Here is a 12,766-nt window from a genome sequence, read left to right on the forward strand (position 1 = left end):
ACGAGGTTCCGGCAAGAGCCGCATAAGATCCCAGCTTCCGCTGGGATGACGAAAGGGAAAATCGGATGACGTCAGCGACCAAACCCCGCCACGCCGTCCGTTCGGTCGTCGGCGGATCGCTGGGCAATCTGGTCGAGTGGTATGACTGGTACGTCTATTCGGCTTTCTCGCTCTATTTCGCGAAGAGCTTCTTTCCCCAGGACGATCCGACCGCGCAACTATTGTCGACGAGCATCGTCTTCGCGATCGGCTTCGTGATGCGGCCGCTGGGCGGGTGGGTGCTGGGCCTGGCCGCCGACAAATACGGGCGCAAGGCGGCGCTGACCTGGTCGATCATGCTAATGTGCTTCGGATCGCTGATCATCACATTGTGCCCGACCTATGCGAGCATCGGGGTGGCCGCACCGATCCTGCTGACCGTCGCGCGGATGGCGCAGGGGCTGAGCCTGGGCGGTGAGTTCGGCACGGCGGCGACCTACCTGACCGAGATCGCACCACCCGAAAAGCGCGGCTTCTGGTCGAGCTTCCAATATGTGACCCTGATCGCGGGGCAGTTGCTCGCGCTCGGCCTGCTGGTGCTGCTGCAGTTCGTGTTCCTGACGGAGACGCAGTTGGAAGAATGGGGCTGGCGCTTCGCCTTCGCGACGGGCGCGGTGCTGGCGGTGAGCGTGTTCTGGCTGCGGCGCGGGATCGACGAGACCCCCGATTTCGTCGAGGAATCGACCGGCGAGCGCAAGAAGGGTGGCTTCCTGACGCTGATCCGCGAACATCCCAAGCAGGTGGCCCTGGTGTTCGGCCTGTCGATCGGCAGCAATGTCAGCTTCTACGCCTTCACCACCTACATGCAGAAATATCTGGTCGCGTCGGCGGGGTTCGCGAAGGACAAGGCGTCGCTGATCTGCTCGGCGGCGTTGATCTTCTACATCGTCATCCAGCCGATGCTGGGTGCGCTGTCCGACCGGATCGGGCGCAAGCCGCTATTGATGTGGACATGGGTGATGGGCGTGCTGACGACGGTGCCCCTGTTCACCGCGATCGGCGCAGCGGGCAGCGGGACGGCGGCCTTCTTCCTGATCTGCGCGGCCTATCTGGTCATCTCGGGATCGAGCGCGACAAGCGCGGTGGTCAAGGCGGAGATGTTCCCGCCGCATGTGCGCGCGCTGGGCGTCGGCCTGCCTTATGCGATCAGCCAGGCGTTCTTCGGAGGAACCGCGGAATCGGTCGCTCTCGGCTTCAAGAGCGCGGGCTATGAAGCGGCGTTCTTCTGGTACGTCGCCGGATGCATGGCCATCGCGCTGGTGACCACATTGTTCGTGCCGGAGACGGCGCCCCGCAAGACGGGTCAGCGAACCGCGTAAACCAGCTTGAATTTCTTGCCGTGAATGCGGATCGCGCCCTTCTCGGGAACCTTCTTCGCAGGTGCTTCGATTGCGGGTTCTTCAGCGGGCGCGCCCGCCGCCAAAGGCGCGAGCATGATCACGCCGCCAAGCCCGAGACCTCCTGCCATCGCCAGTGCCAGTCGCATCGTCGTCACATCCCTTTTACGTGAACGCCCGATTAATCGCACGAAAGCGTAACAGGTTCCCGTGCTAACGCCCTGTTTTGAATCTTATTTCGGAACATCCCAGCCTTGTCCGGGTAAGAAGGTGCGGAATCGCGACGGATCGATTTGCCGCTGAGCGAGGGTGCGGGCGAGCTCGACGCGCGGTTCGTCCATCGCCTCTTCGGTCAACTGGAACGTGCCCCAGTGGATGCCCAGCGCCTGCCGCGCGCCGAGCGTTTGAAAGACCGTCGTCGACTGCTGGGGATCGATGTGGTTACCGCTGAACACGTCGCGCGGATGATATGCGCCGATCGGGAGGATCGCGAGGCGATAGGGGCCATGCTTCGCCGCCTGCCGCACCCACGCGCCGTCGCCCCAGCCGGTATCGCCCGCGAAGAAGATGTTGCCGCCAGGCAGAATGATCGTGAAGCCGCTCCACAAGGCGCGGTTGCGATCCGATCCCCAGCGCGAACCCCAGTGATGGACGCGATCGACCACCACGCTCACACCCGGCTTCACCGGCACGCGTCCGCCCCAGTCGCGCGCGACCGCCGCGATGCCGCGATCGTTGAGCAATGTATCGTTGCCGAGACTGGTGACGATCCGTGGTCGATCGCGACGCCACAATGTTTCCAGCGTGCCGAGATCCATGTGATCATAATGGTTGTGGCTGACGAGGATCAAGTCGATGCGCGGCAGATCGGCGAGCTTCACCCCCGGCGCGCGGACGCGGACCGGGCCGGTGATGCCGAGTGGCCCGACGCGATCGGCCCAGACCGGATCGGTCAGGATGTTGAGCCCCTGCGTCTGGATCAACACGGTCGCATGGCCGATCCAGGTGACACGCAGGCCATCGCCCGCAACGCGCGCGGGGGGCCTCGTCTGGCGAACCGGCGCGGACTTGGGCCAGCCGGGGCCGGGCGCGCCGGTGATCGCGCGCCAGATCCGAGCGGGCGTCATCACCTTCTGCGATCCGCCGCTGCCGAACTCGCCCTCCGGATTGAAGAAACGCTGCCCGTCATAATGGTCGCTGACGGGGCCGCTATAATAGGTCCGGTCGAGCAGAGGCGGCAGCGCGAAGCGGGCGGCGACGCCGAGCGCGATCAGGATCGCGAGAATGACGACCACGCGACGCACCCATTTCGATCGCGTTGCGCCCATCCCACTTCCTCCGCATGATGCGCGCCATGCGCCGCATCCTGATCGCTCTTGCCGCTCTCATCGCCTCTGACGCGCAGGCGCAGCCTGTTGTTCCAGCGGCGGTTCGCCAGCCGTTTACCGCAACCGCGCTGGGCACGCATTCGGCCGAGGGGCTGGCCGACCGCACCACCCGACGCGCGGTGACCGCCGACGATCCCGTGCGGATCGCGTCGATATCCAAGCTGGTGGTGGCGATCGGGGTGCTGCGGCTGGTCGAGACGGGCACGCTCGATCTTGACGAGGACGTGTCGAACAAGCTCGGCTGGCCGCTTCGCAATCCCGCCTTCCACGACACGCCGATCACGCTGCGCCTGCTGCTGTCGCACCAATCGTCGCTGACCGATGCGGCGGGCTATGTGCTGCCCTTCGATCGCACGGTGCGCGGGCAACTCGCCGATCCGAAGGTGTGGGATGGCGCACACAGGCCGGGCAGCTTCTTCCGCTACACCAACCTTAACTTCCCCGTCGTCGCATCGGTGATGGAGGCGGCGACCGGGGAGCGGTTCGACCGGCTGATGAAGCGGCTCGTGCTCGATCCGATGGGGCTGAAGGGGTGCTACAACTGGGCGAGCTGCGACGATGCGACGATCGGCCACGCGGTTGTCCTCTACGACGCAGGCGGCAAGCCCGTGCGCGACGACGATCACGGCCAGCGCCCCGCCTGCACGATCGTCCCCGCCGCCGACGGCGATTGCGACCTGAGCCACTGGCGCGCGGGCTGGAACGGGGCAAGCTTCTCGCCGCAGGGCGGCCTGCGCATCTCGATGCGCGACCTTGCGAAGATCGGGCAGATGCTGCTCAACGACGGTCGGTTCGGGCGCAAGCGCATCCTGGCCAAGACGTCGGTCGACGCGCTGTTCGCTCCGTTGTGGACCTATAACGGCACCAATGGGATCACGGGGGAGAGCACCCCCGGCACGATCTGCCGCTACGGCCTCGCCAGCCAGACGCTCGCGACGCAACGCGACGGCTGCCGCGAAGATGTGTTCGGCGACGGCGTGCCGCGCGTCGGCCATGCGGGCGAGGCATATGGGCTACGATCCGGACTGTGGATCGACCGCGCGGCGCAGACCGGGGTCGCCTATTTCGTCACCGCCATCCCCGACGATGCGCCGCCGGGGGCGCATTCGGCCTTCACGGCCGCCGAGGAACGGATGGCGACGGGCAAATAGATCCTCCCCGGCACGGGGAGGTGGCGCCGAAGGCGACGGAGGGGGTTTGCCACAAGCGACCCGCTTTGCCTCGAGCCCCCTCCACCATGCTCTGCATGGTCCCCCTCCCCGTGCCGGGGAGGATTTTCATTGGCCAGCATCCCACGCCGCGACCTTGGCGCGCGTTTCGGCCAGCATCGCGTCGAGCGCGGCGCGATCGTACAGCTTGCCGCGCATCACGACGGCGCGGATCGTGCGGGTCGCATCGATATTCTTCAGCGGATCGGCATCGAGCAGAACGAGATCGGCAGCCTTGCCCTGCGCCACCGCGCCGTAGCGATCGAGCTGTCCGAACCAGGCCGGCCCCGCGCGGGTGGCCGATGACAGAGCCTGCTGCGCGGTCAGCCCCTCCTTCACGAACAGGGTGAGTTCGTCGTGCAGCCCCTGCCCCGGATAGTTGAACGAGTTGAGGAAGCCTGCATCGGTGCCGGCGATGATCGTGACGCCGGCCTGTGCCAGCATCGGCAGGATCGCCGCCATGCGATCGAAATGCGCGTGGCGATCGGCAATCGCGGCGGCATCGGCCTGCGCGGCGCGCTGGATGCGCCAGTCATAGGTCTTGCGCAGCTTCGGCCCGACAAGACGAAGATAGTCGTCCTTCGAATGATCTTCGCTATCGAGCCACGCAAGGATGCGGCTGCCGTTGAGCGTGGGCGTGACGAATACCCCCTTCGCCGCGAAATCGCGATAGGCCGCCATCGCGGTCGCGCGATCGAAGCCGGCGTCGATGCGGCGGTTCGCCTCCGCGCGATCGATCTTCCCCGCGGCGAAGTCGGCCGCGACCGCCGCCTCGTCCTTCACGCCCGCCTTGTACGCATAGTCGATATGTTCGATCGAGCTGATCCCGGCGTCGACCGCCTGCCGGACCGTCAACGCCATCGGGATATGACCCGACGTGCGGATGCCCTTCGCATGCGCCTGACCCACCGCGTAGAGGAACAGCTGCGGGTCGAGCGTGCTGTCGGTGATCTTGATGAAATCGACCTTGTCCCGATCCTGAAGGCGCGTGATCGCGGCATCGACGTCAGCCTTGCTGCCGACCTCGACCGTGCCCTTCCAGACCGGCTTGAGCCCTTCGATCTTCGCGCCAGATGAGAGCAAGCGCGGGCCGAACAGGGTGCCGTTCGAAATCTCACCGCGCCACGCGAGCACCTGTTCGGGCAGATCGCCCGAACAATCGCGGATCGTGGTGATGCCGTTGGCGAGGTAGAGCGGGAGGAGCGCCTTGTTCTCTTCGATCAGATCCGGCCCACCACCGAAGTGGACGTGCATGTCCCACAGGCCGGGGATCAGGAAGCGACCCTTGCCGTCGATGGCGCGCGTGGGTGCCCACGCCTTTGCCATCGCGGCGTCGGGGCCGGTCGCGACGATCCGGTCGCCTGCGATCACAACGGTCTGCCCCGGAATGCGACGGCCATGTTCGACGTCGATCACAGTGACGGCGCGGATCGAAAGATCCGCCGCCGACTTTGCGGCGAGCGCGGGAGAGGTCAGCAGCAGCGCGCTGGCGAGGACGAGAATCCTGCGCATCACCGCCTCCGCAGCATTGCGATCGCGAGCCACACCCAGCCGAGGATCATCGCTAGGCCGCCCAGCGGCGTGACCGCGCCCAGCATGCGCGGCGCGCCGAACGCCATTGCGAAGAGCGTGCCCGAAAAAACCGCGCCGCCGAGCAGGAACAGCCCTGCCGGCCCACGCCGACCCGCCTGGATGGCGACGAGTCCGGCCACCGCGTGGATCATCAGGTAGATGGCGCCCGTCTTGAGCCACTCCGCCGCTGTGCCCGTCGCGCCGTGCGAGCCATAGGCCCCGCCGATCACTGCCACCGCGCCGGCCACCGCCAGCAACGCGGCGAGGGAATCACCCTTCCCGCTTCGGTTCGCCATCGTCATCCCCTTCATCCCTTTTGCTCAGATCGAGCGGGCGTTCGCGCGTGAACATCTGTTCGCGCAGCGCCGCGATATCGCCCGACGCCATCTGCGCCTCGAGCCGCGAACCATCTCGCCGGCGATATTCGGCCTCGACCGTGTCGATGTTGCGATCGCTGACGCCGACCGCCTCCAGCGCCTCACGCCCCAGCAGCACCGCGCTTTCGAACAATTCGCGCACCATGCCGGTCACGTCGAGGCGGGCGAGTTCCATCATGTGCCGCCGGTCGAACGTGCGCACCAGAATCGCGGCCTTGGGAAAAGCGTTGAGGATCGGCTGGAGCTGTTTCTTGCCCAGCCCCGCACCATCAATGCAAAAGATGATCGCGCGGGCATCCTGCGCGCCCGCCAGCCGCAGCAGATCGACGCGGGTGCCGTCGCCGTACATGACCTTCACACCGAAGCTGCCCGATATGTCAATCTGCGACGCCTTGTTGTCGATCAGGGTCACCGGCGCGCCCGACGCCATCAGCATCTGCGCCACCGTCTGCCCGAAGCGGCCATAGCCGACGACGATCGCATCGCCCGTCTCGCTGCCGTCGGGACCGGGGCGATCCTCCTCGGCCTTCACGCCCGGATTGAGGAAGCGTTGCGCCACCATCATCAGGATCGGCGTGGTGACCATCGACAGGGTGACGATCGCGCTGAACAGGCTGGCGGCCTCGGGCGCGATCAGCAGCGCATTCTGCGCCTGCGCGAAGAGGACGAAGGCGAACTCGCCCCCCTGGCTGAGCAGCAGCGCGAACGACAGCGCGGAGCGCCACGCAACGCCGAAAACGCGCGCGATGCCGAACATCACGACCGCCTTGGTCACCACCACCGCCAATGCCATCGCGATCACGAACAGCGGGCGTTCGGCGATGACGTGGAGATCGAGCAGCATGCCCACCGCGATGAAGAACAGCCCGAGCAGGATCGTGCGGAAGGGCTCGACATCGGCCTCCAGCTCATGCCGATAGGGCGAGTCCGCCAGCATCACGCCCGCGATGAAGGCGCCGAGCGCGGCCGACAGGTGCAGCGCCTCCATCAGGGCCGCCGCCGCGACCACTGCGAACAGGCCGGCGGCGACGAACAACTCGCGCTCGCCCAGCCGCCCGATGATCTTGAACAGCGGGTTCATGATGAACCGGCCCATCAAGACGAGGCCGATGATCGCGCCGACGGTATAGAGACCCAGCAGCCATCCCGGCGGCGTGCCGGGCGCCGGCGGCGTGCGAGATAAAGCTGCGGTGATCGTGATCAAAGGGACCAGCGACAGATCCTGAAACAGCAGGACCGAAAAGGCGCGCTCCCCCGACGGTGTGTTGAGCCGGCCCGCCGATTGCAGCATCGGCAGCACCTGCGCGGTCGACGACAGCGCCAGCGGCAGTCCGAGCGCGAGCGCCGCGGCCCAACTGAAGCCCGTCGTCAGGAAGATGACCGCGCTGATCGCGGCTCCGCACAGGGCGACCTGAACCAGGCCGAGCCCGAAGATGTCGCGCCGCAATCGCCAGAGCCGATTGGGATGAAGCTCCAGCCCGACGAGGAACAGCAACAACACGATACCGAGTTCGGCGATGCCCAGCTTCGCCTCGGCATCGCCGATCAGACCGAAGCCGTGCGGCCCGATCAGCGCCCCCGCGACGAGATAACCGAGCGTGGCGCCCAGACCGAGCCGGCGGAACAGCAGGACGAAGACGATCGCCATGCCGAGCAGCAGCACGCCGTCTTTCAGCAGGAAGCCCGCCTGATGCGCTTCGTTCATGCCGCGACCCGCGCAGCGCCAACCGCTTCGACGACACCTTCGAAGGCGAGGCGGATCGACGCATGGCGCGCGGGATAGGCGACGGCGGGCCGGAAGATATCGATGCCTGGCCAGTCGCCCGGATCGGCCCGCTCCCCGGCGAGGAAAGCGGTGAGCGCGTCGCACGCGGCTTCGAGTTCGGCAAGACTGCGCCCGATCGCATGGGCGCCCATCAACGACGCCGATGCCTGGCCGAGCGCGCAGGCGCGCACCTCGAGGCCGAGTTCGGCGACCCGGCCATCCCCGTCGAGGCGAACGTCGACCGTCACCCGGCTGCCGCAGATGGGCGAACGCTTCGCGGCACTCCCCTGCGGATCGGGGAGGCGGGAATGGTGCGGGATGGTCGCCGCCAGCCGCAGGATCGTGGGGTTGTAAAGATCGGCCGACATGCGAGCCATTTAGGGGGGAAAGGCGACGGTTGCGAGAGGTTCGTTTCCTCATCGGTGGGATGGGATTTGCCTGTATCGGGATTCCGCTTACGAAAGCTTTGGGGGTGACGATGCAGAACGACCAAAGCTGGCGCTGGGCGGTGCCGACCGTGATCGTGGTGGCGATCGCCTTGTGGCTAGGCTGGGTAGGCTTCATCGCATCGGACGACGGCCTCTATTATTTCGGCGCGGTGAAGTGGGTCGATAGCCCACCTTATTCCGGGGTGGATCACTGGACGACGCGTTTTCCGGTCGAATTGAGCTTCGCGGCGGCGATCGCGATCTTTGGAAAGGGCTTCGCGGCCTTCCACGCCATGTCGCTGGGCTGGTGCGCGGCTTTGCTGGCGGCAGTGGGACTGACGGCGAAGCGGATCGGCGGCGCGAGCGCGGGGTGGATCGCCGTGATGCTGACCGGCACGATGCCGGTGCTGGCGACCTTCGCATCGATCGTCAACTGCGACATGCCCGAACTGGTCTTCATGCTCGGCGGGATCGCGCTGCTCCCCGTCGGGCGCGACGATCAGCGCAAGGGTTTTGCGGCGGGACTCTGCTTCGGCCTTGCCTTCCTGAGCCGCGAGACGGCGATCCTGCCGCTGGTCGGGCTGGTGCCGATCTTCCTGATCGGACGGCCGGTCGGGCGGTGCGCGCTGATCGCCGCGGGGGTCGGCTTCTTCGCGGTGCAGGGGGCCGAGGCGCTGTTCCAGTGGGCGGTGACGGGCGATCCGCTCCACCGCTATGGCCTTGCGATCAACCATGACGACAAGATGGACCGCGCCGCCAATGCCGAGGGCAATTTCCTGCTCCACCCGGCGATCGACCCGCTGCTCGTCCTGCTGATCAATGACGATTTCGCCTTGCTGTTCTGGCTGCTGATCCCCGCCGTAATCGCGCGGCCGTGGGCGGGTTTGCGCGAGCGCGCTAAGGCGCGGCTACTGATCCTGGCGGCGATGGCGGTGGCGGCGTTTTTCGTCGTCGGCGCGCTGGTGCACGAACTGGTCCTCAACCCGCGCTATTTCGTCCTGGCGGCAGTGACCGCGACGATCGTGGTGGCGCTATGGCTGGTGAAGTTGCGGCCGGTGCTGCGCGCGGTGTTGCTTATGGTGCTGGTGGCCACCAATTTCGCGGCCCTGTCGCTCGCCAATCGTCATCCGCATTGGGCGAGCGAGATGCTGGTTATAACTGCGCAAGCGAACCCGAAGCGGACCATCTTCACCGACAAGGCGACCTATGATCGCGCAGCCCTTCCGCTTCGCTTCGCAGGCGTCCGCAACGTGAAGATCGGCGCACCTGCAGCGGGTTCGCTCTACGTCTGCGGACCGTGCGACGGTGCGCCAGGCGAGGCCGCCACGCCGATCGCGCCACCATCGACCGTAATCGGGGCGTTATTCCGCGCGATCGGACTGGAAGGCGCGCTGCCCGGTGGCGCACGGAAGCGGCTGTCGGCGCCGGGCGATGCGGCCGAGGTACGGACGATCCGCTAGGACTGCGCCGCCGTCGGCGGGTTGTTCGTCGCCTGAAGGTAGAGGAACCAGCCGCTGCCGGCATCCTCACCCTTCCTGAGTTCCGCAGCGATCTTCTCGCGACGCCAGCCGGCGGTGGTCGCCATCGCGCGGTCGATATCATCGCCGGACTGGCGCAGCAGATAGCGCAACGTCGCGGGAGCGGCGATCAACTGGTCCATCGCCTGCCCGTCGCGCGAAGCTTCGCGCCCTTCGTGCGTGAAGACATCCCAGCGTTCGCTCGCGCCGAAGGCCGCCTGCATCGCGGCATAGTCCTGCGGCAGTTGCGCGACATCGCCGCCAGCCGCCATGATCATCTCGCGCGTCCACAAAGGCGTCAGATAGGGCGTGGCGTCGGCGTGCAGGATGTGCGGGGCGCCGTTGATCCGCCCGACCACGCGGCGGCGATGCGCGGCGATCAGCCAGTCGATCACCGTGCGCACCTTGGGTCCGCACGCCCGCAGCGCATCGTTGAAGCCCATCTTCTCCGCCGCACCCAATGCCGTCAGCCAGTAGCCGAGCTGGAAATCGAGCTGGATCAGCCGATCGCCATTATCCGCCGTGACCGGCCCGAAAAGCGCGGCGGCGGCATAGATCGCCTTCAGCCCGTCGAACCGTCCGTCGATCAGGATGTTTGTAGGCGGATGCGCGAATCCGGGGGTTGTTGCGTAATGTTCGTCATGGAAACGCTCGAAATCGGCGGCGACAAAGGCCAGAATTTCCGAGCGGCTGTAGAGACGGGTCGAACTGGCGCTCCCCGTCTTCCACGCGAGCGCCGCGTGCATGAAGGCCCAGGCGCCGTCGCGCGACGACCATTGGCCGATCGTCAGAATATCGTTGCTGTAGAGCCGGTTCTGATCCCAGAAACGCGTGCCGAGAAAGGCGAATTCGGGGGTGCGGAACAACAGGCTTCCCCAGCCGGGGAACTGGTGCGCGTGCGACTTGTCGATCTGCGAGCCGCCGAAATAAGGCGCATCCGGCGCATCGCCCGCATATGGGACCGCGACGCGCAACGGACTGGTCCCCGTCTGCCAATCGCTCAGGCGGCCGCCCTGCGCATACCAGGCCTGCGACGCGGGAAGGCCCATATTGCCCTGCCCGTAATAGTGATTGCGCAGGGTGACGGTGCGGTTCGGATTGCCCTTGAACACTGGCACGTTGCGCCCGCGTTCGAAGGCGTGGACCGGATCGCTGGCATAGCCGGTCAGATAATCGAGCGCGATCGCGCGCCATGGCCGCCCGTCATGCGCGCGGGTGGCGGCCGGGTCGCTGGCATAGCGGGCGACCGGTTCGGCGATGATCTGCCGATCGTCGCGGGTGCCGCCCGGTCCCGTCGTCGGGGAACGGCCCTGCACGTTGAACGGGGTATAGCGCAGCCAGACGGCGGCATTGGCGGCGAGCGAATTGGATGAATAAAGCGAGGCGCGATAGGGATCGCGGGTGCGCCCGCCTTCGCTCTGCATCGACGGATAGTCGCTCGGCTCCCAGCTCATCACCCGACAATTGGCGAAGCCGTTCGCCTGTCCGTCATTGCCCGATCCGCCCGCGAAGATGCGCAGATCGAAGCCGTTGACCGAAAAGTCGCAATGGCTGCCGAAGGGGACCGACTGATCGTAGAGCGGCACCATCGCGCGCACATCGCCCTGCGCATGCGCCGGCGGATCGGCCGAGCGCCAGATGATCCCCGCCCGCACCGTGCCGTGCGGATACCAACGGTGCGTCTTGTCCGTCTTCGCGCAGCCGCGCCCGTCGAACGGCCCTTCGAACATGCGCGGGATATCGGTGCCGTTGAGCGGGCCACCATCGGGCCGCGCGATCGTCGCGATCGTCCGCCCTTCCGCATCCTGCACCAGCCATGTGTGCGGGATCATATAGCTATGCTTGCCGGTGGGATCGCCGAACGGATTGGCCGGCATGGTCGCGGCATCCCAATCGTAACCGAACTGGAATTGGACATAGTCGCCGCAGCGTATCGCCTCGCACCGATAATCGATGCCCGCGATATTGGGGACCGGACCCCGCGGCAGGCATTCGATCCACGGCGCCTGCCGTGCGCCAAGCAAAGCATCTTCGAACTGGCAATTCTGCGCGGCGATCCGCGTCATCACCAGTTCGTTCGGGTGCGGCGCCCCCTGCCCCGACGACCAGTCGACCAGCACAGCCTTATAGGCCTGCCCGGCTGGCACCACGAGCGGGCCAATCGTGACGTCGATCGTCGTCACCTGCCCGTCGAGCCCGGCAAAGCCGATCGTGCGCGGCGGTTGCGGCGCGGTCACCCGCCGCGCATCGACCGCGAGCGCCGCGAGGTCGGCATCGGACAGGAGAAAGCCGGGTGCGACCGCGCGATAGTCCGGATCGGCAACCTTGTGGTCGAAGCTGATCCCGATCCGCCGCACCCGAATGGCGGCGCTGTCGCGCGTATTGCCGAGCGAGGCGTTGGTCTCGATCTCCACCTCGGGCGGGAGGTGCGGCTTGATATTGGTCGCGAAGGGGCCGCCGGCCGGCTTGCCGTCGATGAAGAAGGCGAGCGTGCCGCCCGGCGTACCGACGATGTCGGTCCATTCGACTTCGAGCAATTGCTCGGTCGTGCCGTTGCGGCCGATGGTGCTGGAAAAGTTGTTCGAGCCGCCCTTACCCTCGATGTTGCAGGACAGCCGGCCGCGCTCTCCGCTCGCATAGAGCGAGAAGCGGCCCTTGCCCCAGGCGAAGATGTCGAGGAGCGGCGGCCCCGCATCGAGCGGCACGACGCCCGCGAACGACAGTCGCATCCGCAACGGCGTGCCGCGAGCGGCGGGATCGTCGTCGAAAGAGAGGCCGAGCGGCGCGGTTTGAAGGAACGCCTCGCGCCGCAGGGTCATCAGCCCGCCCGTGATCGGGCCGGTGCCGTTCCGCACGCCCAGCGGGATCGGTGCGGTAAAGGCATCACCCTCGCTTGCGAAGCGACCGCCATCCCCATCGAAACGCCACGTCGCGGCGCGGCGCTGGACCCGGTCGACCCGTCCGACGCGGACGAGGTTCAGGCCATCGGGCACCGAAAGACGGAACGGACCCTCGCTGCGCGGCTGGAGGCCGAGAGAGATGATGCTGCCGGGATCGCCGTAGATCATCGCCGCTACATCCTCCTCCACTCGTCATTGCGAGCGTAGCGAAGCAATCCAATCCGCCGTTCGGAAT

General features: G+C 66.7%; 10 protein-coding genes. 3 read left to right on the forward strand and 7 right to left on the reverse strand.

Annotated features, from left to right (window positions below; all coding sequences use genetic code 11):
- The first annotated feature begins 65 nt into the window (after positions 1-65).
- A complete protein-coding gene (locus FYJ91_RS02745; protein ID WP_149520737.1) occupies positions 66-1,358 on the forward strand; it encodes an MFS transporter in 1,293 nt (430 codons plus the stop codon).
- Here FYJ91_RS02745 and FYJ91_RS02750 read toward each other — a convergent pair.
- Together FYJ91_RS02750 and FYJ91_RS02755 are read right to left on the reverse strand one after the other, a co-directional pair.
- The gene (locus FYJ91_RS02750; RefSeq protein ID WP_149520738.1) at positions 1,343-1,525 is read right to left on the reverse strand and encodes a hypothetical protein; all 183 of its coding nucleotides are present in this window, start codon (positions 1,523-1,525) and stop codon (positions 1,343-1,345) included. The two genes, FYJ91_RS02745 and FYJ91_RS02750, sit on opposite strands and share 16 nt — an antisense overlap.
- An 84-nt stretch (positions 1,526-1,609) precedes the next feature.
- Entirely contained in the window at positions 1,610-2,704 is a 1,095-nt protein-coding gene (locus tag FYJ91_RS02755) for an MBL fold metallo-hydrolase (RefSeq protein WP_149520739.1), read from the reverse strand.
- Positions 2,705-2,730: 26 nt separating this feature from the next.
- Here FYJ91_RS02755 and FYJ91_RS02760 point away from each other — a divergent pair, with 26 nt between their 5' ends.
- Positions 2,731-3,915, forward strand: coding sequence for a serine hydrolase domain-containing protein (locus tag FYJ91_RS02760; protein ID WP_149520740.1), 1,185 nt, complete (start codon positions 2,731-2,733; stop codon positions 3,913-3,915).
- A 126-nt stretch (positions 3,916-4,041) separates the two neighbouring features.
- Here FYJ91_RS02760 and FYJ91_RS02770 read toward each other — a convergent pair whose 3' ends face one another.
- From FYJ91_RS02770 to FYJ91_RS02785, 4 genes are read right to left on the reverse strand one after another with little or no spacing between them, the layout of a single operon-like run.
- Positions 4,042-5,484: an amidohydrolase family protein gene (locus FYJ91_RS02770; RefSeq protein WP_149520741.1), complete on the reverse strand. Its 1,443-nt coding sequence runs from the start codon at positions 5,482-5,484 to the stop codon at positions 4,042-4,044.
- Positions 5,484-5,840, reverse strand: coding sequence for a DUF423 domain-containing protein (locus tag FYJ91_RS02775; protein WP_149520742.1), 357 nt, complete (start codon positions 5,838-5,840; stop codon positions 5,484-5,486). The genes FYJ91_RS02770 and FYJ91_RS02775 overlap by 1 nt, the downstream gene beginning before the upstream one ends.
- Positions 5,815-7,626, reverse strand: coding sequence for a cation:proton antiporter domain-containing protein (locus FYJ91_RS02780; RefSeq protein WP_149520743.1), 1,812 nt, complete (start codon positions 7,624-7,626; stop codon positions 5,815-5,817). Before FYJ91_RS02780 ends, FYJ91_RS02775 begins: the two co-directional genes overlap by 26 nt.
- Complete coding sequence (locus tag FYJ91_RS02785) at positions 7,623-8,063, reverse strand: iron-sulfur cluster assembly scaffold protein (RefSeq protein WP_181008315.1); 441 nt, start codon at positions 8,061-8,063, stop codon at positions 7,623-7,625. Before FYJ91_RS02785 ends, FYJ91_RS02780 begins: the two co-directional genes overlap by 4 nt.
- Before the next feature lie 101 nt (positions 8,064-8,164).
- On the opposite strand from FYJ91_RS02785, the gene FYJ91_RS02790 reads away from it, so the two are divergent.
- On the forward strand, positions 8,165-9,574 hold the full coding sequence (locus FYJ91_RS02790) for an ArnT family glycosyltransferase (protein WP_181008316.1): 1,410 nt from the start codon (positions 8,165-8,167) through the stop codon (positions 9,572-9,574).
- Here the strand turns inward: FYJ91_RS02790 and FYJ91_RS02795 are convergent.
- Positions 9,571-12,699: a hypothetical protein gene (locus tag FYJ91_RS02795; RefSeq protein WP_149520746.1), complete on the reverse strand. Its 3,129-nt coding sequence runs from the start codon at positions 12,697-12,699 to the stop codon at positions 9,571-9,573. The two genes, FYJ91_RS02790 and FYJ91_RS02795, sit on opposite strands and share 4 nt — an antisense overlap.
- Between the last annotated feature and the right edge of the window lie 67 nt (positions 12,700-12,766).

This window comes from Sphingomonas montanisoli (assembly GCF_008274695.1).
Classification (GTDB): Bacteria; Pseudomonadota; Alphaproteobacteria; order Sphingomonadales; family Sphingomonadaceae; genus Rhizorhabdus; species Rhizorhabdus montanisoli.